At 72.2% G+C, this 21,241-nt stretch carries 23 protein-coding genes; 8 read left to right on the forward strand and 15 right to left on the reverse strand.

Annotated elements, in window-relative coordinates:
• Positions 1 to 419 precede the first annotated feature (419 nt).
• The gene (locus ACZ4M8_RS20505) at positions 420 to 1,400 is read left to right on the forward strand and encodes an acyl-CoA desaturase (RefSeq protein WP_467609335.1); all 981 of its coding nucleotides are present in this window, start codon (positions 420 to 422) and stop codon (positions 1,398 to 1,400) included.
• A 7-nt stretch (positions 1,401 to 1,407) separates the two neighbouring features.
• Entirely contained in the window at positions 1,408 to 2,100 is a 693-nt protein-coding gene (locus ACZ4M8_RS20510; RefSeq protein WP_467609337.1) for a TetR family transcriptional regulator, read from the forward strand.
• An 88-nt stretch (positions 2,101 to 2,188) separates the two neighbouring features.
• Here ACZ4M8_RS20510 and ACZ4M8_RS20515 read toward each other — a convergent pair whose 3' ends face one another.
• Positions 2,189 to 3,004, reverse strand: a complete 816-nt coding sequence (locus ACZ4M8_RS20515) for a trans-aconitate 2-methyltransferase (protein ID WP_467609339.1) — start codon at positions 3,002 to 3,004, stop codon at positions 2,189 to 2,191.
• A gap of 194 nt (positions 3,005 to 3,198) precedes the next feature.
• On the opposite strand from ACZ4M8_RS20515, the gene ACZ4M8_RS20520 reads away from it, so the two are divergent.
• Positions 3,199 to 3,696 (forward strand): MarR family winged helix-turn-helix transcriptional regulator, encoded by a 498-nt coding sequence (locus tag ACZ4M8_RS20520; protein ID WP_399089873.1) that lies wholly within the window; start codon positions 3,199 to 3,201, stop codon positions 3,694 to 3,696.
• 157 nt (positions 3,697 to 3,853) lie between these two features.
• Here the strand turns inward: ACZ4M8_RS20520 and ACZ4M8_RS20525 are convergent, their stop codons facing one another.
• The 4 genes from ACZ4M8_RS20525 to galT all read right to left on the reverse strand — a co-directional run bounded on the left by ACZ4M8_RS20525 (position 3,854) and on the right by galT (position 8,275).
• The gene (locus ACZ4M8_RS20525; protein WP_467609341.1) at positions 3,854 to 4,657 is read right to left on the reverse strand and encodes a LuxR C-terminal-related transcriptional regulator; all 804 of its coding nucleotides are present in this window, start codon (positions 4,655 to 4,657) and stop codon (positions 3,854 to 3,856) included.
• Between the two features lie 314 nt (positions 4,658 to 4,971).
• Complete coding sequence (gene galK, locus ACZ4M8_RS20530) at positions 4,972 to 6,156, reverse strand: galactokinase (protein ID WP_467609342.1); 1,185 nt, start codon at positions 6,154 to 6,156, stop codon at positions 4,972 to 4,974.
• The gene (gene galE, locus ACZ4M8_RS20535) at positions 6,156 to 7,202 is read right to left on the reverse strand and encodes a UDP-glucose 4-epimerase GalE (RefSeq protein WP_467609344.1); all 1,047 of its coding nucleotides are present in this window, start codon (positions 7,200 to 7,202) and stop codon (positions 6,156 to 6,158) included. The genes galK and galE overlap by 1 nt, the downstream gene beginning before the upstream one ends.
• Positions 7,203 to 7,204: 2 nt before the next feature.
• Positions 7,205 to 8,275, reverse strand: coding sequence for a galactose-1-phosphate uridylyltransferase (galT, locus tag ACZ4M8_RS20540; protein WP_467609345.1), 1,071 nt, complete (start codon positions 8,273 to 8,275; stop codon positions 7,205 to 7,207).
• A 301-nt stretch (positions 8,276 to 8,576) separates the two neighbouring features.
• Between galT and ACZ4M8_RS20545 the strand changes: the two genes are divergently transcribed.
• Positions 8,577 to 10,247 (forward strand): sodium:solute symporter family protein, encoded by a 1,671-nt coding sequence (locus tag ACZ4M8_RS20545; protein WP_467609346.1) that lies wholly within the window; start codon positions 8,577 to 8,579, stop codon positions 10,245 to 10,247.
• 15 nt (positions 10,248 to 10,262) lie between these two features.
• Positions 10,263 to 10,574 carry a hypothetical protein gene (locus tag ACZ4M8_RS20550; RefSeq protein WP_467609348.1) on the forward strand — a complete coding sequence of 104 codons (312 nt, stop codon included), beginning with the start codon at positions 10,263 to 10,265 and terminating at the stop codon, positions 10,572 to 10,574.
• Between the two features lie 71 nt (positions 10,575 to 10,645).
• Here ACZ4M8_RS20550 and ACZ4M8_RS20555 read toward each other — a convergent pair whose 3' ends face one another.
• The 3 genes from ACZ4M8_RS20555 to ACZ4M8_RS20565 form a co-directional block, all read right to left on the reverse strand.
• Positions 10,646 to 11,341, reverse strand: a complete 696-nt coding sequence (locus ACZ4M8_RS20555) for a response regulator transcription factor (protein WP_467609350.1) — start codon at positions 11,339 to 11,341, stop codon at positions 10,646 to 10,648.
• Positions 11,342 to 11,509: 168 nt separating this feature from the next.
• Positions 11,510 to 13,306 (reverse strand): ABC-F family ATP-binding cassette domain-containing protein, encoded by a 1,797-nt coding sequence (locus tag ACZ4M8_RS20560; RefSeq protein WP_467609352.1) that lies wholly within the window; start codon positions 13,304 to 13,306, stop codon positions 11,510 to 11,512.
• Between the two features lie 185 nt (positions 13,307 to 13,491).
• A complete protein-coding gene (locus tag ACZ4M8_RS20565; protein ID WP_467609354.1) occupies positions 13,492 to 14,220 on the reverse strand; it encodes an ArsR/SmtB family transcription factor in 729 nt (242 codons plus the stop codon).
• 56 nt (positions 14,221 to 14,276) lie between these two features.
• On the opposite strand from ACZ4M8_RS20565, the gene ACZ4M8_RS20570 reads away from it, so the two are divergent.
• On the forward strand, positions 14,277 to 14,972 hold the full coding sequence (locus ACZ4M8_RS20570; protein ID WP_467609356.1) for a flavin reductase family protein: 696 nt from the start codon (positions 14,277 to 14,279) through the stop codon (positions 14,970 to 14,972).
• A 64-nt stretch (positions 14,973 to 15,036) separates the two neighbouring features.
• On the opposite strand, the gene ACZ4M8_RS20575 is transcribed toward ACZ4M8_RS20570, so the two are convergent.
• Positions 15,037 to 15,210, reverse strand: a complete 174-nt coding sequence (locus ACZ4M8_RS20575) for a hypothetical protein (protein WP_467609358.1) — start codon at positions 15,208 to 15,210, stop codon at positions 15,037 to 15,039.
• A 161-nt stretch (positions 15,211 to 15,371) separates the two neighbouring features.
• On the reverse strand, positions 15,372 to 15,587 hold the full coding sequence (locus tag ACZ4M8_RS20580) for a hypothetical protein (RefSeq protein WP_467609360.1): 216 nt from the start codon (positions 15,585 to 15,587) through the stop codon (positions 15,372 to 15,374).
• 240 nt (positions 15,588 to 15,827) lie between these two features.
• Here ACZ4M8_RS20580 and ACZ4M8_RS20585 point away from each other — a divergent pair, with 240 nt between their 5' ends.
• Together ACZ4M8_RS20585 and ACZ4M8_RS20590 are read left to right on the forward strand one after the other, a co-directional pair.
• Positions 15,828 to 16,682, forward strand: a complete 855-nt coding sequence (locus ACZ4M8_RS20585) for a helix-turn-helix domain-containing protein (protein WP_467609362.1) — start codon at positions 15,828 to 15,830, stop codon at positions 16,680 to 16,682.
• Between the two features lie 10 nt (positions 16,683 to 16,692).
• The gene (locus ACZ4M8_RS20590) at positions 16,693 to 16,890 is read left to right on the forward strand and encodes a DUF397 domain-containing protein (RefSeq protein WP_467609364.1); all 198 of its coding nucleotides are present in this window, start codon (positions 16,693 to 16,695) and stop codon (positions 16,888 to 16,890) included.
• A 12-nt stretch (positions 16,891 to 16,902) separates the two neighbouring features.
• Here ACZ4M8_RS20590 and ACZ4M8_RS20595 read toward each other — a convergent pair whose 3' ends face one another.
• The 5 genes from ACZ4M8_RS20595 to ACZ4M8_RS20615 form a co-directional block, all read right to left on the reverse strand.
• The gene (locus ACZ4M8_RS20595; RefSeq protein ID WP_467609366.1) at positions 16,903 to 17,415 is read right to left on the reverse strand and encodes a hypothetical protein; all 513 of its coding nucleotides are present in this window, start codon (positions 17,413 to 17,415) and stop codon (positions 16,903 to 16,905) included.
• Between the two features lie 353 nt (positions 17,416 to 17,768).
• Positions 17,769 to 18,668: a 4-(cytidine 5'-diphospho)-2-C-methyl-D-erythritol kinase gene (locus ACZ4M8_RS20600; protein ID WP_467609368.1), complete on the reverse strand. Its 900-nt coding sequence runs from the start codon at positions 18,666 to 18,668 to the stop codon at positions 17,769 to 17,771.
• Positions 18,665 to 19,603, reverse strand: coding sequence for a 16S rRNA (adenine(1518)-N(6)/adenine(1519)-N(6))-dimethyltransferase RsmA (gene rsmA / locus ACZ4M8_RS20605; protein ID WP_467609370.1), 939 nt, complete (start codon positions 19,601 to 19,603; stop codon positions 18,665 to 18,667). Before rsmA ends, ACZ4M8_RS20600 begins: the two co-directional genes overlap by 4 nt.
• Positions 19,604 to 19,710: 107 nt before the next feature.
• Entirely contained in the window at positions 19,711 to 20,670 is a 960-nt protein-coding gene (locus ACZ4M8_RS20610; RefSeq protein ID WP_467609372.1) for a TatD family hydrolase, read from the reverse strand.
• 71 nt (positions 20,671 to 20,741) lie between these two features.
• Positions 20,742 to 21,176, reverse strand: coding sequence for an FmdB family zinc ribbon protein (locus tag ACZ4M8_RS20615; RefSeq protein WP_467609373.1), 435 nt, complete (start codon positions 21,174 to 21,176; stop codon positions 20,742 to 20,744).
• Positions 21,177 to 21,241: the final 65 nt, after the last annotated feature.

Here is a 21,241-nt window from a genome sequence, read left to right on the forward strand (position 1 = left end):
CGTCGTGCCGTGCCGGCCGGGGCCCGGTGCGGGCCCGGGGCGCGGCGGCGGGCGCGACGGCCCGGGAGGTGCGTCGCCTCGCGGCTCCTTCGTGCGGATGGGCGCGGGCGACGGGGTGCACGTCCGGGCGGGTGGGCGGGTTGCGGACCGCGCTGTCCGACGCCCACCAGGATAGGTCTCCCGTTCGGAGGGTGGTCACACCGTCCACCGGCTGGGAACGCGCCGTCCGGGCGGTGGGCGCAGGTCAGGGCCGGGCGGGGGCGCGGGCGCGGGGTGCGGCGGTGCGGTACGGGAGCACCCCCGCTTGGCGGGTACGGGCCTGTCACCGGCTTGTCCGGAGCTCACGCGCTGCCATACTTACGAAACCGTAGGTTACGGTTCCGTAGCCGTGCCCCCGAGCCCCCGACGAGGGACACCACATGACCGCTGGTCCGCAGACCGTCGAAGAGTCACCCAGGCCCGCCGGTGAGCCGCTGCCGTCGGCGACGCTGGGGGGTGACAGCAAGGGTTCCGTCGAGCAGATCACGCTGCTGCTGTTCATCACCGTGCCGTTCCTGGCGCTGGCCGCGGCGGTGCCGCTGGCGTGGGGGTGGGGGGTGAGCTGGCTCGATCTGGGACTGCTGGTGGTGATGTATTACGTCGGCTGCCACGGCATCACGATCGGCTTCCACCGGTACTTCACGCACGGCGCGTTCAAGGCGAAGCGGCCGCTGCGGATCGCGCTGGCGATCATGGGGTCGCTGGCCGTGGAGGGCCCGCTGGTGCGGTGGGTGGCGGACCACCGCCGGCACCACAGGTTCTCCGACGCGGAGGGCGACCCGCACTCGCCGTGGCGGTACGGCGAGACGGTCCCGGCGCTGCTGAAGGGCCTGTGGTGGGCGCACATCGGCTGGATGTTCGACGAGGAGCAGACGCCGCAGCACAAGTACGCGCCGGATCTGGTCAAGGACCCGGCGCTGCGGGCGGTCTCCCGGCAGTTCGTGCTGTGGACGGCGGTGTCGCTGCTGATCCCGCCGCTGGTGGGCGGTCTGGCCACCCTGTCGTGGACGGGTGCGCTGTCGGCGTTCTTCTGGGGTTCGCTGGTACGGGTGGCGCTGCTGCACCACGTGACGTGGTCGATCAACTCGATCTGCCACGCGGTGGGCAAGCGCCCGTTCCGCTCCCGGGACAGGTCGGGGAACGTGTGGTGGCTGGCGATCCTGTCGTGCGGCGAGTCGTGGCACAACCTGCACCACGCGGATCCGACGTGCGCGCGGCACGGGGTGCTGCGCGGGCAGCTGGATTCGAGTGCGCGGCTGATCCGCTGGTTCGAGAAGGCGGGCTGGGCGTACGACGTGCGGTGGCCGCAGACGTCCCGCATCGACGCCCGCCGCAAGGGGAAGGCCGCCCAGGCGGCATGATTGTCGGGTGGCGATCGACGGCAGCAGCGTGAGCAACGGCAACAAGGGCAAGTCCTCTCCCGCCGGCGGGGGTGCGAGGCGGCCCCGCCGGGTCCGGATGACGGGCGCGGAGCGCCGGGAGCAACTGCTGGACATCGGCCGGACCCTCTTCGCCGAGCGGGGCTTCGAGGGCACGTCGGTGGAGGAGATCGCCGCGAAGGCGGGCGTCTCCAAACCGGTGGTGTACGAGCACTTCGGCGGCAAGGAGGGGCTGTACGCGGTGGTCGTGGACCGCGAGATGCGCCAGCTCCTGGACATGGTGACGGGCGCGCTCACCGCCGGTCACCCGCGTGAACTCCTGGAACAGGCGGCGTTCGCGCTGCTCGACTACATCGAGACGTTCACGGACGGTTTCCGCATCCTGGTGCGGGACTCCCCCGTCGCCCAGTCGACGGGCACGTTCGCCTCGCTGATCAGCGATATCGCCACTCAGGTCGAGGACATCCTGGGCCTGGAGTTCAAGGCCCGCGGTTTCGATCCGAAGCTGGCGCCGCTGTACGCGCAGGCCCTGGTCGGCATGGTCGCGCTGACCGGCCAGTGGTGGCTCGACGTCCGCAAGCCGAAGAAGGCGGAGGTCGCCGCCCATCTGGTGAACCTCGCCTGGCACGGCCTGGACGGTCTGGAGGCCAGGCCCCGCCTGGTGGGCCACCGCAAGAACTGAAGCGGCACTCCGGCGTTCCGCGGCCCGCACCGGGGATTCCCGGTGCGGGCCGCGGGGTGTCACCGGCCGCCCTCCTGGGCACCGGCGGCTACCCCCGGCGGGCCACCGCGAAGATGCGGCGGAAGGGGAAGGCCGTGCCGTGGCGGCCCACGGGGTACGCCTTGCGGAGCAGGTCGCGGTACTGGGCGAGGAATTCGTCGCGGGCGGGCGGGTCGTCGGCGAGGGCGGTGAGGACGGGGCGCAGGGCGGTGCCCTTGACCCAGTCGAGGACCGGGTCCTCGCCCTGGAGCAGCTGGACGTAGGTGGTTTCCCAGACGTCGGTGGTGCAGCCCAGGCCGGTGAGGAGGTCGAGGTAGTCGGCGGGCTGGAGGATGTGGACGTAGCGGTGGCCGTGTCCGGCGAGGCGGTCGCGCCACTGGGGGGCCTCGCACAGTTCGCCCAGCAGGGCGTGGCTGGGGGCGGTGAAGTTGCCGGGGACCTGGAAGGCGAAGGTGCCGCCGGGAGTGAGGGCGTCGAGCCAGCGGCCGAAGGACTCGGGGTGGTTGGGGACCCACTGGAGGGCGGCGTTGGAGACGATCAGGTCGTAGCGCTCGGCGGGGGCCCAGTCGGCGGCGTCGGCGGGGGCGAAGTCGAGGTGGCCGCCGCCGGGGGTGGGGCCGGCGTGGGCGGCGGCCTCGGCGAGCATCTGCGGGGAGCTGTCGAGGCCGGTGATACGGGCGTCGGGCCAGCGGTCGGCGAGCAGCGCGGTGACGTTGCCGGGGCCGCAGCCGAGGTCGGCGATGCGGGCGGGGCGGCCGCGGGCGGGCAGTTCCGGTATGCGGGCGAGGAGGTCGTGGAAGGGGCGGGTGCGGTGCGCGGCGTGGCGGAGGTACTGCTGCGGGTCCCAGGTGGGTGCGTCAGGCATGGGAGGTAACCCCTCTGCTGGTACGGCCGGTTCCGGGTGGGTGGGGACCGTGTTCAGGCCAAGGTGCCGGAACGACGGGTTCAGGCCGACCTGCCCACTGGCACCGAAAATTATATCTCGACATCAAGATGATTGACATCGAGAAGCATCACGTCAAGAGACTTCATGTCGACAGACCCCTTACACTGATCGCCATGGAGGACGAGGTCGACCGTCTGGTCGCAGCATGGCGCCGCGAGCGCCCGGACCTCGACGTGGAACCACTGGAGGTCCTCAGCCGCGTCAGCAGGCTGGCCAGGCACCTCGACCGGGCCCGCCGCCTGGCCTTCTCCGAGGTGGGTCTGGAGCCCTGGGAGTTCGACGTCCTCACCGCGCTGCGCCGCGCCGGAGCGCCCTACCAGCTCTCCCCCGGCGCGCTGCTCACCCAGACGCTCGTCACGTCCGGCACGATGACCAACCGTATCGACCGGCTCGCCAAGAAGGACCTCGTCGAGCGGTTGCCCGACCCCAACGACCGGCGCGGCGTCCTCGTGCGGCTGACGCCCGCGGGCCGGGACAAGGCCGATGCCTCACTGGCCGGTCTGCTCACCCAGGAGCGCGCGATTCTCGCCGAGCTGTCCCGGGAGCAGCGCCGGGAACTCGCCGGTCTGCTACGGCGGTTGACCGGACCGTTCGACAACATCCCCGGCTGAGCCGCGGGGCGGGCGGCGCCCGGCGCGTGTGCCCGGGGCCGGCGGGACGGGCGGCCCGCTGAAGGGCGGAGCACCCGTGGACCGGCAAGCCAGGCGGCTGTCCGGATCCGGCGGGCCCGGTCCCGTCGGCGTCGGGGCCCGGCCGGGCGAGCCCCGGTCAGCCCGCCGGAAGTGCCGGGGAGGCGCCCGCTCGGGCCGGTACCGGAGGGTCCGGGGACTCCGCGGGGCCGATGCCGGCGCGGCGGGCCAGGGCCACGGCGGCGAGGGTGGAGTGGACGTCGAGCTTGCCGAGGACGTTCTGCATGTGGGTGCGGACGGTGTGCGGGGAGAGGAAGAGGCGTTCGGCGACGGCCTTGCGGCCCAGACCCGCCACCATGCAGCGCAGCACCTCGCGCTCGCGCGGCGTCAGGGTCTCGACGAGCCGTTCGCTCTCCGTACGGTGCCTGCGGGCGGCGGTCAGCTCGCGCAGGACGCCGGTGAGCAGGGCGGGCGGCAGATGCGTTTCCTCGCGCAGCACGCCGCGGATCACGGCCAGCAGCCGGGAGAGCGAGCAGTCCTTCGCCACCCACCCCTGGGCGCCCGCCTGGAGGGCGGCGGCGGCGCGGCGCGGGTCGTCACGTTCGGCGAGGACGACGGTGCGCAGCTCCGGGTGGGCGGCGCGGACCGCCGCGGCCAGCGCGATGCCGTCGCGGGGCGGCCGCGCCGCGCCGCCCGCCCCGCCCCCTCGCACCGGCTGGGCGGGGACGGTGCGGGACGCCGCCGGGACGGCGGTGAGGTCGGCGTCGGCCAGCAGGACGTCGACGGGGCGGCCCTCGGCGGCGGCGCGTTCGAGGGCGCGCAGCGCGGCGTGGGCGCTGCCCGCCGTCGCCACACAGACGTCCGCCTCGGCGGCGAGCGCCGCGGCCAGCGACTCGGCGAAGATGCGGTGACCGTCGGCCACCAGAACCCGGATACGTTGCACGTGGACCCCCTGTCGTGGGGAACGGACCCTAGCGGGCAGGCGGCCCGGGGTGAAGATCGCCGTCTGTGGACGAACCGTGCCGTGGCCGGTACCCGCCGCCCGGCGCGCGTGGTGCGGCGCCGCTCCCCCGGATGAACGCACCGGCCCCCACCGGCGCTCGTCTCAGGGTACGGACGGGCCCGGCGGGCAGCGCCCCCTTTGCCGAAAGTCCCGGCGCACGCGCCCGTGGCGCGCTCCCCGGTCCGCGCCGGTGCGTACCGGCGGGGAGGTGCGCCGCGTTGACGCGCCCCGCGCGGCGCGGGACGGACGGGGCGTCAGGCGACGCGGTGCGCGCCGGGTCCGGGGCGGACGGTGAAGACGCGCGGGGCGGCGTGTCCGGCGGCGGCGAACGCCGTGTGGACGGCCGCGGTGACCTCCCCCTGGGCCGCGTCCTCGACGAGGGCGACGGCGGAGCCGCCGAAGCCGCCGCCGGTCATCCGGGCGCCGAGCGCACCGGCGGTGAGCGCGGTGTCCACGGCGAGGTCGAGTTCGGCGCAGGAGACGGCGAAGTCGTCGCGGAGCGAGGCGTGTCCGGCGGTGAGCGACCGGCCGACGGCGCGCGGGTCGCCCGCGTCGAGCCGGGCGATGACCTCCTGGACCCGGTGGTTCTCGGTGACGATGTGCCGCACCAGTGGCCGCACATCGGAGATCGGCGCCAACTCATCGAGCGCGTCCGGCAGTTGGCCGGGGGTGATATCGCGCAGGGCGGGGATGCCGAGGTGGCGGGCGGCGCGTTCGCAGCCCGCGCGGCGTTCGGCGTACGCGCCGTCGGCCAGGGCGTGGCGGACGCGGGTGTCGATGACGAGGAGCCGCAGTCCGTGGCCGGTCAGGTCGAGGGGGACCTGGCGGACGGTGAGGTCGCGGGTGTCGAGGAGGAGGGCGTGGCCGGTGGTGCAGCGCGCGGCGGCCGTCTGGTCCATGATCCCGCAGGGCACGCCGACGAAGGCGTTCTCGGCGCGCTGCGCCAGCCGGGCCAGTTCCTGACGGTCGAGCCCGAGTCCGTACAGCCCGTCGAGGGCGAGGGCGGTGGCGACCTCCAGGGCGGCGGAGGAGGAGAGTCCGGCGCCGGTGGGGACGGTGGAGTCCAGGTGCAGGTCGAGGCCGCCGACGGGCAGCCCCGCCGCGCGCATCGCCCAGACCACGCCCGCCGGGTACGCGGCCCAGCCGAGGTCCCGGCCGGGCGTCAGGGCGCCGTACGGGACCTCGACCACGCCGCCGGGGGCGTCGCCGGAGTGCAGCCGCAGCGCCCCGTCGGTGCGGGGTGCGGCGGCGGCGAGGGTGGTGTGGGGCAGCGCGAGGGGCAGCACGAAGCCGTCGTTGTAGTCGGTGTGTTCACCGATCAGGTTGACCCGGCCGGGCGCCGCCCAGACACCGGCGGGCCGGGCCCCGTACACGGCGCGGAAGGCCGCGCCGGTGCGGGCCGGGCCGTGCGGCGGGCCGGCGGCCTCGTGCGCGGGCATCAGGACTCCTTCGTCCGGGTGGTGCGGCGGGCGAACTCCCAGGCGTCGGCGATGATGCCGGCGAGGTCGGCGCGGGTGGGGCGCCAGCCGAGGCGGTCGACGGCGGTCCGTGCGGAGGCGACGAGGACGGCCGGGTCGCCGGCGCGGCGGTCGGCGCGGAGTTCCGGGATCGGGTGGCCGGTGACCTTGCGGGCGGTGTCGATGACCTCGCGGACGGAGAAGCCGTTGCCGTTGCCGAGGTTGCAGATGAGGTGTTCGCCGGGGGTGAGGCGGGGTCCGCCGGCCTCCGGCGCCGGGCGGTGCGCGGCGAGCGCCGCGTGAAGCGCGAGGAGGTGGGCCTCGGCGAGGTCGGCGACGTGGATGTAGTCGCGGACGCAGGTGCCGTCCGGGGTCGGGTAGTCGTCGCCGTAGACGGAGATCGCCTCGCGGCGGCCCTGGGCGACCTGGAGGACGAGCGGGATGAGGTGCGATTCGGGGTCGTGGCGCTCACCGCAGTCGCCGTACGCCCCGGCGACGTTGAAGTATCGCAGGGAGACGGCGGCCAGCCCGTGGGCGGTCGCCGTGCCGCTGATGAGGTGGTCGACGGCGAGTTTGGAGGCGCCGTACGGGCTGGTGGGCGCGGTGGCGGCGGCTTCGGTGATCGGGGTGGTGTCCGGTTCGCCGTAGGTGGCGGCGGTGGAGGAGAAGACGAGGGCGCGCACGCCGGCGCCGCGCATCGCGTCGAGGAGGTCCATGGTGCCGCCGACGTTGTTGCGCCAGTACCTGGCGGGGTCCGTGACGGACTCGCCGACCTGGGAGAACGCGGCGAAGTGCAGGACGGCGTCGTACGAGGCGTCGAGGTGGCGGGCGGCGTCCTGGACGCGGCCCTCGATGAAGCGGGCGCCCGCCGGGACGCCCTCGCGGTGCCCGGTGGAGAGGTCGTCGAGGACGGTGACCGAGTGCCCGGCTTCGATCAGATGGGCGGCGACGACGCTGCCGACATAGCCGGCACCCCCGGTGACCAGGCACTTCGCTCGGGTGGTCGGCTTTTGGGGCGGCACGCTCACACTCACTTGGTCGCTACCTCTCGCAGTCGCTGGGCCGCGGCTTCCGGCGGCACATCGTTGATGAACACGTTCATGCCGGATTCGGAACCCGCGAGAAACTTCAGCTTTCCGGCGGTACGGCGAATGGTGAAGAGCTCCAGATGGAGCGCGAACTCACCGCGGTCGTCGGCGCGTACCGGCGCCTGGTGCCAGGCGGCGATGTACGGCGTCCGGGCCGTGGCGTCCGCGTCCGGCCCCTGTCCGTCGCCCGCGCCGAAGATCCGGTCGAACCGGCGCAACAGTTCCAGGTAGACCTGTGGGAACTCTGTGCGCGCCGCGTCGTCGAGCGCGGTCAGGTCGGGGACCCGGCGGCGCGGGTAGAGGTGCACCTCGTACGGCCAGTGGGCGGCGTACGGGACGAAGGCGGTCCAGTGGGCGGTCTCCAGGACGACACGGATGCCGTCGGCGCGTTCGCGGGCGACGGTCGCGTCGAAGAGGTTGGCACCGGTGGCCGCGCGGTGGGCGGCGAGCGCGTCGAGCATGCGGGCGGTGCGCGGGGTGGTGAAGGGGTACGCGTAGATCTGGCCGTGCGGGTGGCCGAGGGTGACGCCGATCTCGGCGCCGCGGTTTTCGAAACAGAAGACCTGGGCGACCTCGGGGAGTTGGTGGAGGGCGGCGGTGCGGTCGGTCCACGCGGCGAGGACGAGTGCGGCCCGTTCCTCGGTGAGGTCGGCGAAGGACGCGTCGTGGTCGGGGGTGAAGCAGACGACCTCGCAGCGCCCGGAGTCGCCGGCGAGGGAGGGGAAGCGGTTCTCGAAGACGGCGACGTCGTAACCGTCGGCGGGGATCTCGGAGGGGTGACCCTCGCGGGTGGGGCAGAGCGGGCAGGCGTCGGCGGGCGGCAGGTAGGTGCGGTCCTGGCGGTGTGAGGCGATGGCGACGTGGTCGCCGAGCAGCGGATCGTGGCGGATCTCGGAGGCGGTGGCGACCGGCGGGAGGGGGCGGCGGTCGGGGGCGGTGCGGTCGGCGTCGTCGCGGGAGTCGTAGTAGATGAGCTGCCGGCCGTCGGCAAGCCGGGTCGTCGTCTTCTTCACGGGGGCTCCTCCGCCTGCCACTCGGTCGGCGCCACAGCCTCGACCGAACACAAAAACAAACACAATGAATCACAAGCGAACAGGGCAGTCAACACGGGACCGAAGGCCGGGAGTGGCGCGACGTACGCGCCTCACGCAGGGATTCAACCGACAAAACCCCCACCCTTCTCCCCTTGTCCAAACTGAAACGAACACAAGTGTTCAGTTTCCGGAACCTCGCGCGTACGTTTTTGTGCGTTCCACCTGAGCACAACGATGTGTCCTCCTGGGGGTCTCCCCCAGCCCCGGAAATGAGTGCCCCATGATCACCTTGGCCGAAGGGCTCAGGCTCCCCACCAACGCGCTCGACTACGCGATCCTGGCCCTCTACTTCGCCGTCGTCCTCGGCATCGGCATCGCCGCCCGGCGCAGCGTCCGTACGAGCCTGGACTTCTTCCTCTCCGGCCGGTCGCTGCCCGCCTGGGTCACCGGTCTCGCGTTCGTCGCCGCCAACCTCGGCGCCACCGAGATCCTCGGGATGGCCGCCAACGGCGCGCAGTACGGCGCCTACACCGTCCACTGGTACTGGATCGGCGCCATCCCCGCGATGGTCTTCCTGGGCCTGGTGATGATGCCGTTCTACTACGGCTCCAAGGTCCGCTCGGTGCCGGAATTCCTGCTGCACCGCTTCGGGAAGTCCTCGCACCTGCTGTCGTCGGTGATCTTCGCCGTGTCGTCGGTGCTGATCGCGGGCGTCAACCTCTACGCGATGGCGATCGTGCTCCAGGCGCTGCTGGGGTGGCCGCAGTGGGTGGCGATCGTCGTCGCCGGGTTCTTCGTCCTGGCGTACATCACGATCGGCGGGCTCTCCTCGGCGATCTACAACGAGGTGCTGCAGTTCTTCGTCATCCTCGCCGCGCTGATACCCCTGACGATCGTCGGGCTCAAGCGGGTCGGCGGCTGGGACGGGCTGACGTCCTCGCTGACCTCCTCGCACGGGGACGCGTTCCTCACCGCGTGGCAGGGCACCGGCATCGGCGAGGCCAACCCGCTGGGCGCCAACTGGCTCACCCTCGTTCTCGGGCTCGGCTTCGTGATGAGCTTCGGCTACTGGACGACCAACTTCGCCGAGGTGCAGCGCGCACTGTCCGCGAAGAACCTCTCCGCCGCGAAGCGCACCCCGCTGATCGCCGCGTTCCCGAAGATCTTCATTCCGCTGGTCGTGGTCGTCCCCGGGCTGATAGCCCTGGTCATGGAGCCGACGCTCGGGAAGACGAAGGGCGGGCTCCAGTACAACGACGCGATTCCGGTGCTGATGCGGGATCTGCTGCCCAACGGTGTCCTCGGCATCGCGGTGACCGGACTGCTCGCCGCGTTCATGGCCGGTATGGCGGCGAACGTCTCGTCGTTCAACACGGTCTTCACCAACGACATCTGGGCCGCGTATCTGAGGAAGGGCCGGGAGGACGGCTACTACCTGCGGACCGGGCGGGTGGTCACCGCGGTCGGTGTGCTGATCGGGATGGGGACGGCGTTCATCGCCTCGTCCTTCAGCAACATCATGAACTACCTCCAGACGCTGTTCTCCTTCTTCAACGTGCCGCTGTTCGTCGTCTTCATCATCGGGATGTTCTGGAAGCGGACCAGCGCCGCCGCTGGGTTCTGGGGTCTGCTGTCCGGCACGGTCGCCGCGATGGTCAACTACTTCGGGCTCTACAAGCAGGGCGTCATCGCCATCCCGTCCGAGCAGGGCGCCAACTTCGTCTCGTCGATCGTCGCGTTCGTCGTCGGCGCGGTGGTGATGGTCCTCGTCACCCTCGTCACCAAACCCCGACCGGCCGCCTCGCTCGCCGGACTCGTCTACGGCACGCGCTCGCCCGGTATGGCGGAGCTGCCCGCCGACGGTGACGACGCGTGGTACCGCAAGCCCGCCCTGCTGGGCTGGGGCGCGGTCGTCCTCGCCGCCCTCTGCTACGTCCCCTTCTCCTTCTGAGCCCGGGAGCCCGCCATGTCCGACCACCAGCACGACGTCGCCGCCCTCGAACGGGAATCGGCGACCGCCGCCCGGCTCTTCGACGTCCGGCGTGTCATCGGCGCGCTCTTCGCCGTCTACGGCGTGATCGTCACGATCGCCGGCCTCACCGCCTCGGACGCCGACCTGAAGAAGGCCCAGGGCATCAACATCAACCTCTGGACCGGCCTGGGCATGCTCGCCCTCGGCGTCTTCTTCCTGGTCTGGCTGAAGCTGCGGCCCACCGTGCCGCCGACGGCCGAGGAACTGGCCGGTCAGACGCCGGGGGACGACGCCCCGGTGAGCTGATCCGGCAGGTCCGGGCCCGCGCCACGGCCGCGGGTCCGGGCCCGCGCCACGTCCCGCGAGGGCCGGCCGGGCTACCCCCGCGGGTCCGGATCCGGAGCCGCCGCCTGAGCGGCCCGGTCCAGCAATCCGGTGCGGGCGGCCAGCGCCGCCGCCTCCAGCCGGGAGCCGACCTCCAGTTTCATCAGGACCCGCTGGACGTGGGTGCGGGCGGTGGACGGGGCGGTGCCCATACCCGCCGCGATCTGGCGGGTTCCCTCGCCGTCGGCGACCCGCATCAGCACCTCGACCTCACGCGGGGTGAGCAGCGCCAGCAGCCGCGCGCCCTCGTCGTCCGGCTCCGCCGCCGGGTGCAGCAACTCCTCGCACGCCTGCTGGAGCAGGAGCGGCGCGACGGCCACCTCGCCCGCCCGCGCCTTGAGCATCGCCCGCTCGACGCCCTCGATCCGCTCGTCGTGGCGGACGTAGCCGGAGGCGCCCGCGGCGAACGCGGCGGCGATCCCGCGCGGGGACGGTACGGGGCCCAGCACCACCACCGCGATACCGGGCCGCTCCCGCTTGATCCGCACCACCGGGTCGAACACCCCGGGCTCGGCGGGCACCGCCGTGCCCAGCAGGCAGACCTCCGGCGCCCGGCTCACCACCAGATCCGCGGCCCCGGCGCACGGCGCGGCCGCCGCCAGCACCCGGTGCCCGCGCAGTTTCAGGGCCGAGGCCAGCGCCTCGGCCAGCAGCCGGTGATCGTCGACCACCATGAGCCGTACGCCCATCCCGCGGGCCTCCTCCCGGCGCACGGGGCCCTGGCCGGGCCCGCCGTGCACGGGAAGGTACACGCTCACCGCACCGGACGCGCCCCGTCCGGCCGGAACTCGGCCGGAATGCCGGGGGCCGGGGCGGGCTCCCGGACGCCGGGGCGCCCGGCCCCGCCCCCGTACCCGTCAGGCGTCCTCGGCCAACTCCAGCCAGCGCAGCTCCAACTCCTCGCGGCGGCCGACCAGTTCGCGCAGTTCGGCGTCGAGGCCGGCGACCTTCTCGAAGTCGGTGGCGTGCTTGGCGATCTGCGCGTGCAGCTTCGCCTCCTGGTCGCCGATCTTGTCCAACTGCCGCTCGATGCGCTGGAGTTCCTTCTGCGCCGCGCGGTTGACGGCGGCCGGCTTCTTCGGCGCCTCGGCCGGTGCGGCCGCCGGGGCGGCGCTCTCCGCGAGCTGCTGGCGCCGCTCGATGTACTCGTCCAGACCGCGCGGCAGCATCCGCAGCCGGGCGTCGCCCAGCAGGGCGAAGACCCGGTCGGTGGTGCGCTCGACGAAGTACCGGTCGTGGCTGATGACGATCATCGAGCCGGGCCAGCCGTCGAGCAGGTCCTCCAGCTGCGTCAACGTCTCGATGTCGAGGTCGTTGGTGGGCTCGTCGAGGAAGAGGACGTTGGGCTCGTCCATCAGCAGCCGCAGGATCTGAAGTCGCCGCCGCTCACCGCCGGAGAGGTCGCCGACCGGCGTCCACTGCTTCTCCTTGGTGAAGCCGAACTTCTCGCAGAGCTGGCCCGCGGTCATCTCCCGGCCCTTGCCGAGATCGACCCGCTCACGGACCGCCTGCACCGCCTCCAGGACCCGCCACGCCGGGTTCAGCTCGGCGACCTCCTGCGAGAGGTACGCCAGCTTCACCGTCTTGCCGACCACGATCTTCCCGCCGACGGGCTGCCGCTCGCCCTGGCTGCGCGCCGCCTCGGCGAGCGCCCGCAGCAGCGAGGTCTTGCCCGCGCCGTTGACGCCGACCAGGCCGATCCGGTCGCCGGGCCCGAGCTGCCAGGTCAGGTGCTTGAGCAGCACCTTCGGCCCGGCCTGGACGGTCACGTCCTCCAGGTCGAAGACGGTCTTGCCCAGCCGGGAGCTGGCGAACTTCATCAGCTCGGCGCTGTCGCGGGGCGGCGGTACGTCCGCGATCAGCTCGTTGGCCGCCTCGATGCGGAACCGCGGCTTGCTGGTGCGCGCCGGGGCGCCGCGCCGCAGCCAGGCCAGCTCCTTGCGCATCAGGTTCTGCCGCTTGGCCTCCTCCGACGCCGCGATGCGCTCCCGCTCGGCCCGCGCGAAGACGTAGTCGCTGTAGCCGCCCTCGTACTCGTGGACGTCGCCGCGCTGTACGTCCCACATGCGGGTGCAGACCTGGTCGAGGAACCAGCGGTCGTGGGTGACGCAGACCAGCGCGGAGCGGCGGGCGCGCAGGTGGCGGGCGAGCCAGGAGATGCCCTCGACGTCGAGGTGGTTGGTGGGCTCGTCGAGGACGATGAGGTCCTGTTCGGCGATGAGCAGCTTGGCGAGCGCGATCCGGCGGCGCTCACCACCGGAGAGCGGGCCGATGACGGTGTCCAGGCCCTGTCCGAAACCGGGCAGGTCCAGGCCGCCGAAGAGGCCGGTCAGCACGTCGCGGATCTTGGCGTTGCCCGCCCATTCGTGGTCCGCGAGATCGCCGATGACCTCGTGCCGGATCGTGGCTTCCGGGTCCAGCGAATCGTGCTGGGTGAGCACGCCGAGCCGCAGGTCACCGGCGTGGGTGACGCGCCCGTCGTCGGCGCCCTCCAGCTTGGCGAGGATCCGGATCAAGGTGGTCTTGCCGTCACCGTTCCGCCCGACGACGCCGATCCGGTCCCCCTCGTTGACGCCGAGCGAGACACCGTCGAGCAGGGCACGCGTCCCGTAGACCTTGCCGACGGCTTCCAGATTGACGAGGTTGCTGGCCATTGCTCTCCCTGCTGACGGCCCGCGCGGCTCCGGTACGGCGCACGCTCCCTGGGCCCTTCCAGGATCCCATGGCACGCGCGGGGGCCGGGGCGCTGCCCCGGGGGCGGGTGCCCTCGCCCGCAAGGGGGCGCGGGCCGGGTCCCGGTTGAGGGCGCCGCAGCGGGTCCGCGCTCTCTCAGAGCTGCTCATTTCCGCGAAAGGAGTTCACCGGACAAGCCGAGATGGCGGCGGAGCGCTTGCCGACCGCGGGGTGTGACTGCGACGGCGCGCGTGGTGCCGACGGGAGTGATCCAGTCCGCGTCGAACGCGTGACGGCACAGGGCGGCACCGACGGCGCCGGCGAGGTGGGGGCGGCGTTCGGTCCAGTCCAGGCACGACCGTACCGACGGCCGGCGCGTGCCGGCCGGAACCGTGATGCCGAGCTCTTCGAGCCAGGTCGCTCCGGCACCGGTGAGGCTGAGTCCATGCTCCAGATCCAGCAGGCTGCGGTCGAGCATCGCATCGGTGATGGCGACCCCGACGGTCCCGGCGAGGTGGTCGTAGCAGGTGCGGGCGTGGGCGAGGGCTTGCCTGCGGCCGGCCGCCGACAGGGAACGGGGTGCCGGGGTGCGCTCAGGTGCCATGGAGGCGAGGCTCTCGATCAGCTCGGCTACGTGCGGACCGGCCAGCCGCACGTAGCGGTGGCGGCCCTGCCGTTCCTCGGCCAGCAGGTTTCCACGGACGAGCGCGTGCAAGTGCTCAGTCGCGGTCGAGGGCGCCACCCCCGCATGACGTGCCAATTCCGTCGCTGTCCAAGCCCGGCCGTCGAGCAGAGCCAGACAGAAACCTGCCCGCGTGCCATCGGCCAGAAGCTTCGCCACGGTAGCCAGGTCAGGACCGGCTACCTGCGCACGCTGCATGTCCATGCGGTCCATTGTCCCCTGTGACACTTCGGCCTCGGCCGAAACAACCGGTCCCTAGGCTGCCCGCCATGAACACGGCACCTCCCAGCGCCCTGCCCGCACAGACCGTCGCCACCCACCTGGAGATCGAGCCGAGCGTCCTGTACTTCGGAACGCCGGTGGTGCTCCTGTCGACAGAGAATCACGACGGCTCGTTCAATCTTGCCCCGATATCATCCGCATGGGCCCTCGGGCGGACGGTGGTGATCGGACTGGGCCGCGAGGGGCAGACCGCGTACAACCTCGGCAGCCGCCCCGACCTGGTCATCAGCCTGCCGGCCCCTGCCCAGTGGCCGGCCGTGGAGCGGCTGGCGCCGCTGACCGGCCGGAATCCGGTGCCCGCCGGCAAGCCCAAGGGCTGCCGCTTCGAGCCGGACAAGTTCGCCGCAGCAGGCATGACCAGCGAGCCCTCCCGTCTGGTCCGGCCGCCTCGCGTCGCCGGATGCCCGATCCAGTTGGAGGCCCGTGCCGAACGGGTGCAGCCGGATATCTCCGGGGACTTCGTCATCGTCGAGGCCGTCGTGTGCAAGGTGCACGCCGACTCCCGCATCGTCGTTCCGGGCACCGACCACATCGACCCCGCCGCCTGGAGCCCCCTCATTTACAACTTCCGCCACTACTTCGGACTCGGACCGGAACTCGGCCACTCCTACCGCACCCAGACACCCCGCAACTTCGAGGGACCTGCCGCAGCGCCTGCACTCGCCGACATGGCGCCCAACTGAGATCAGGCGGCCCGGCCCGAGCCGGCAGCAGCCGGGCCCTGGGCGCGCGCCGTCCCGGTCGGCCTCAGCCCCGCCCGCCGCCACCGGACGACCACGCGTTGAGCGCCCGCACGGCCTCCTCCAGCTCCCGCCGCCTGGCCCGCTGCTTCGCCAGGCGTTGCCTCTCCTGCGCGGCGAGTACGTACGGCCGGACGAGGCGGGCACCCTCGTCCCCCAGGTGGAGCAGGCCGGGCGGCACTCGGAGGGCGTATACGAGGCGTCGCCGCGGAGGAACGGTCGGCGGCCGGGCCGTCGCGGCGAGGGCGCCCGTACCACGGGCCGCGCGATGATCACCCCGCCCCGGAAGTAACCGGCCCAGCAGCGCCCCGAGGAGCGTACGGACAAGCCCGGCCACGCCGCTCACCGGTCGGCCGCCTTGCGCAGTACCTCGGTGAGCTGGTGCGCGGTGGCCGCGTTGCAGTTGCCGAGCGCGACGAGCGGGACACCGTAGCTGCCCGCGAAGCTGGGCAGGTCGACGCCGAGTGACGGCAGCGTGATGCCGTGGTCCTTGAGGGCGGTACGGAGCTTCTCGACGAGGTCGTGTACGTCGTCGGGGGCGATGGGGTGAGTGGGCATGCGGAGGCACCTTCCTTGTGCGCGGAATGGGGCGTGCTGACGTAGGCCCGGGTGATCCCAACGGGCATGCGGAAGAAGGCACTTGGGAGGTCCCCGCGTGCTGCACCGCACTACTTGGACCGTAGGGGCATACGAACCCCGGGGCAAGTTTCTCGGCGTGGGTTAGCTGAGTCGGGTGGAAGCCAGGTGGACCGTCCGCTCCGTCACGCGCGAGACTGTGCGCAAAAAGGGGAAGGTGACATGCCACCGAGGGACAACCCAACGGCCCGCCAGGCTCGACTCGGCGGCGAGCTACGTAAGTTGCGCGAGCGCGCAGGCAAGACCGCCCGTGAAGCGGCCGGGATGATTTCGACCACCCAATCCAAGATGAGCCACATCGAGGCGGGCCGCGTCGGAGTCAGCGAGGACCGCATCCGTCGGCTCGCCGTCTTCTATGCCTGCGACGACGAGGCCCTGGTCGAGGCGTTGTGCGCCATAACGCACGAACATCGCGGACAGTACTGGTGGGACGACTATCGCGGCGTACTTGCGCCCGCATTCCTCGACGTCGCCGAGCATGAGCACCACGCCACAGAGCTGCGATACCTACAGCCCACCACGTTCCCCGGTGTCCTCCAGACCGAGGACCACGCACACACCCTGTTTGCCGGCGCGATTCCGCAACTCCCCCACGAGGAACTGAAGGCCCGCGTCGAACACCGTATGAAGCGGCAGAGCGTCCTGGAGCGAGACACCCCGCCGAAAATCCAGGCCATCATTCATGAAGCGGCGCTGCGTATGCGCGTAGGTGGACGAGAGGTTGCGCGTGGGCAGCTCGAACACCTCTTGTCCATGTCCAAGCGCCCTGGCTTGAGCATCCGGGTCATCCCCTTCACGAGCGAGGACTTCATCGATGTGACGCAAACGGTGATGTACGCGAGCGGTGTCGTTCCGCAGCTCGACACCGTCCACATCGACACCCCGTTCGGCGGCCGTTTTCTGGACTCAGCCGCTGACCTCGTCCGATACCGCACACTGCTCGACCGCGCCGAGCAGGCGGCACTCACGCCCAAAAATTCGCAGAGCTTCATCCACCAGATCACAAAGGAACTGTGAGAGTCCGAGCATGAACAGTGAAATCAAGTGGCAGAAGTCAAGCTTCTCCGGGAGCGGGGCGCAGTGCCTCGAAACCGCCATAGCCAACGGTGAAATCCTGCTGCGCGAAAGCGACGACCCCACCGTCATCGTCACCACCACGCAAGAAAAACTCGCCGCCTTCATCCTCGGAGTGAAGAACGGCGAGTTCGACCATTTCGTCAGCTGAGGGCCGGCTCGGTCACGCGGCTGCGCGCGGGAACTGTTCGGCGTGGCCGTCGGGCCAGCCCTTGCCGGCGAGCCAGTCCTTGAAGCCGGGGAGATTGGGCTGGTCGAGGCCCTCGATGAAGAGGTACTTGCGGGGGATGTCGCCCGGGTGCGCCCACGCGCCATTCGTCGAGGCGCCGCCCAGCCCCTTGGGCTGGTCGCCCTTCAAGGTGCCTTGCGAGAACATTCCGGGTTCGCTCATATCCAGCTTGCGGATTTTCACGTTGACGGCGCTGTCCGGCCCAACGCCCTTGGCGATTCCCGCAGCGCCCTTGATCCCCTTGACGGTGGCGTCCCACATGAAAACATGCTGGTGGTGCCCCATCTTCTCGCTGCCTGCGGAGAGTTTTATCTCAAGACTCTCGGCCGTCTTCAGGCCGTTCGCGTTGAGGGAGAGGCGGAGCTGGTCGAGGCCCGCGCCCTGCTTGTCGACAGCGACGTGGGTGTACTCCCGGGAGTGCCCCTGCGCCTCCGGGGCGCGCTGCACGGGCGCGGATTTCCCCTGACCCGCACCACGTGCTTGACGTTGCAGAGCGTGGGAGACGGCCGCATTTCCCGCGCTCCGCTGGAGCGCCGTCACGGCGTCCGGTGTGAGAGCGGCCCCTTGGGAAAGCGCCGCCGTATTCGCCACGCCCGCCGGTGTACGCGAAGCGGGTATCCGGGATTTCGCCCTTTTCGGAGCCTTACCTGAATCCTGTGCATGCATGCGACAAACCTTCTGGTAAACGAATGCGATCCACGGTACAGGTCCAGGACTTGGCCCGAAACCCCCGCCACGATCTTGCTGCGGCACCGCTCCGACGGGACCTCGCTCCGGGGCGGACGCCGCCCGCCACGGGGCTAGAGAACCGTCGCCCCCGGTGCCGGCGCGACCGCGATCCGTACCGCACGGCACGTCCCCGACGCCGTCAGCGCCGCGGCGACCTTCTCCGCGCCCTCCGGGTCGGCGGCGAGGAACGCCGTCGTCGGGCCGGAGCCGGAGACCAGCGTGGCCAGCGCGCCCGCGGCGGCGCCCGCGTCGAGAGTCGCGGCCAGCGACGGGCGCAGGGAGAGCGCGGCGGGCTGGAGGTCGTTGGCCAGCTCGCCCGCCAGCGCCGTCGCGTCGCCCGCCGCGAGGGCGGCGAGGAGCGCGGGCGAGGCGGCCGGTTCCGGTACGTCGGTTCCGGCCGTGAGGCGATCGAACTCGCCGTAGACGGCAGGGGTGGACAGACCGCCGTCGGCGACGGCGAAGACCCAGTGGAAGGTGCCGCCGACGGGCAGCGGGGTCAGGACCTCGCCGCGGCCGGTGCCCAGGGCCGCGCCGCCGACCAGACTGAACGGTACATCGCTGCCCAACTCGGCGCAGATCTCCAGGAGTTCGGCGCGGGAGGCGCCGGTGCCCCAGAGGGTGTCGCAGGCCAGCAGGGCACCGGCGGCGTCCGCGCTGCCGCCCGCCATACCTCCCGCGACGGGGATGTCCTTCGTCAGATGCAGATGGACGTCGGGGGTGCGGCCGTGGCGGGCCGCGAGGAGGGTCGCGGCGCGGGCGGCGAGGTTGGTGGCGTCGAGCGGGATGTCCGCCACGCCCTCTCCCTCGGCGGTGATCCGCAGCCCGTCGGCGGGGGCGGCGGTGACCTCGTCGTACAGACCGACGGCGAGGAAGACGTTGGCCAGGTCGTGGAAGCCGTCCGGGCGGGCGGCGCCGACCGCCAGCTGGACGTTGACCTTCGCCGGGACCCGTACCGTCACCGCCGCGCTCACCGCGTGCCTCCCTGCTCCCGCTGCTCCTGCTGTTCCTGCCGGCTCGTCGTGCTTCCCGGTCCGCGGCGCGGCCCGTGCTCCGCGATGCGGGCGAACTCCTCGACGGTCAGCGCCTCGCCCCGCGCCTTCGGGGAAATACCGGCGCCGACCAGCGCTTCCTCGGCGGCTGCGGCCGAACCCGCCCAGCCCGCCAGCGCCGCCCGCAGCGTCTTGCGGCGCTGCGCGAACGCGGCGTCCACGACGGCGAAGACCTCTTCGCGGCTCGCGGTGGTCTCCGGCGGCTGCCGGCGGAGAAGCGACACCAGACCGGAGTCGACGTTCGGCGCGGGCCAGAAGACGTTCCGGCCGATCGAACCGGCGCGCTTGACCTCGGCGTACCAGTTGGCCTTGACCGACGGCACACCGTAGACCTTGTTGCCGGGGCGGGCCGCGAGGCGGTCGGCGACCTCCGCCTGCACCATCACCAGGGTGCGCTCCAGCGTCGGGAACGTCGCCAGCATGTGCAGCAGCACCGGCACCGCGACGTTGTACGGCAGATTGGCGACGAGCGCGGTCGGCGCGTTCCCCGGCAACTCGGTGACGTGCATCGCGTCGCTGTGGACCAGCGCGAAGCGGTCGGCGCGGTGCGGCAGCCGCGCCGCGACGGTCGCCGGGAGCGCCGCGGCCAGCACGTCGTCGATCTCCACGGCGGTGACCGCGTCTGCCGCCTCCAGCAGCGCCAGGGTCAGCGAGCCGAGGCCCGGCCCGACCTCGACGACGGTGTCGTCGGGCCGTACGTCCGCGGTCCGCACGATGCGGCGGACGGTGTTGGCGTCGATGACGAAGTTCTGGCCGCGCTGCTTGGTGGGGCGTACGCCCAGCGCGGCGGCCAGTTCGCGGATGTCGGCGGGGCCCAGCAGGGGGCCGGACTCGTCGCCGGTGGTGCTCTCACTCATACCGAAGCCTCGCCGCGCGCCGCCGGGACGCGCCTTTCCGTTGTTCGCTCGCTGCGCTGGTTCACCGGTGCAGCTTACGGGCCGGAGAGGGACGGGACCGCCCGCGGTCAGTAGCCGAAGGCGCGTGCCGTGTTCGCCGCGACGGCGGTGGCGAGCGCGTCCTCGGTCACGCCCTTGACCTCGGCCATCGCCCGCAGCGTGACGGGGATGAGGTACGGCGCGTTGGGCCGGCCGCGGAACGGCGCGGGCGTGAGGAACGGCGCGTCGGTCTCGACCAGCAGCAGTTCGGCGGGGGCCACCGCGAGCGCGTCGCGCAGCGGCTGCGCGTTCTTGAACGTGACGTTCCCGGCGAAGGAGAGGAAGTACCCGGCCGCCGCGCACTCCTGCGCCATCGCGGCGTCGCCGGAGTAGCAGTGGAAGACGGTGCGCTCCGGGGCGCCCTCCTCGCGCAGGATCCGCAGCACATCGGCGTGGGCCTCCCGGTCGTGGATGACCAGCGCCTTCCCGTGCCGCTTGGCGATCTCGATGTGCGCCCGGAACGAACGCTCCTGCGCGGCCATGCCCTCGGCGCCGGTACGGAAGTAGTCGAGACCGGTCTCGCCGACGCCCCGGACGTGCGGGAGGGCGGCCAGTGCGTCGATGGCGGCCAGCGCCTCGTCGAGGGCCGCGTCACCGCCGGGCTCCCGGGCACTCTGCCTCGACCAGCCGTCGGGGTCGCCGTGCACGATCCGCGGCGCCTCGTTCGGATGCAGAGCGACGGCCGCGTGCACCGCGTCGTACGCGGCGGCGGTCTCGGCCGCCCACCGGGATCCGGCGACGTCACAGCCGACCTGCACGACGGTGGTGACGCCGACCGACGCCGCCTTGGCCAGGGCCTCGTCCACGGTGCCCTGCTGCATGTCGAGGTGGGTGTGGGAGTCGGCGACCGGCACCCGCAGCGGTGCGGGCAGCGGCGGCGGGGCGTCCTTCGCGGCCTTCCCGCCCTTCGGGGCCCGCGCCTTCGGCGCGGTGCCGCTCGGGGCGGAGGCGGGCGGGGTGGGCGCGGAGCCGGTGTCGTGCGGGGCCATGGCCGCGATTCTACGAAGCCGCGGCCACGGCCTCACCTCGCGTCACCGGGCGTCCGGGCCCGGCCCGCCGGTCAGCGGCGGTGGTGCTGGAAGGGGTGGAGGAGGTCGGAGAGGTGCCAGTGGTGGCGGTGCGGTGCGCCGTCGGCGGAGCTGCCGGCGTTCTCGGACCGGTCGGCGGACTTCTTCGCCGTACCGCTGCCGCGCTGGTGCAGCCCGGCGATCGCGTGGGACACCTTCGAGACCTCGCCGGCGCGCATGATCCGCACCACGGTGGAGCCGCAGCTGAGGCAGGACGGGCTGGTCAGCGGGGACGGCACCCGCTCACCGTCCGCGAAGTAGACGGCGTGCGTGACGCCCTTGACGTCCGCGTGGTGCTGTATCTCGTACGCCTGCTCCCAGCCGTGGCCGCAGTGCATGCAGGCGAAGGCGTACGCCTCGTGGACGGGTGCGTCGGTGGTGTGGTGGGTGTCGGGGTAGGTGGTGCGGGTGTCCGCGATCTCACTCATGTGCCGCTCCTCTTGTCCGCAGGACAAGGTCTCCGGGGAACCGTGCGTCCCGGATCCCAGTGGAC

The organism is Streptomyces sp. NPDC027185 (assembly GCF_055567035.1).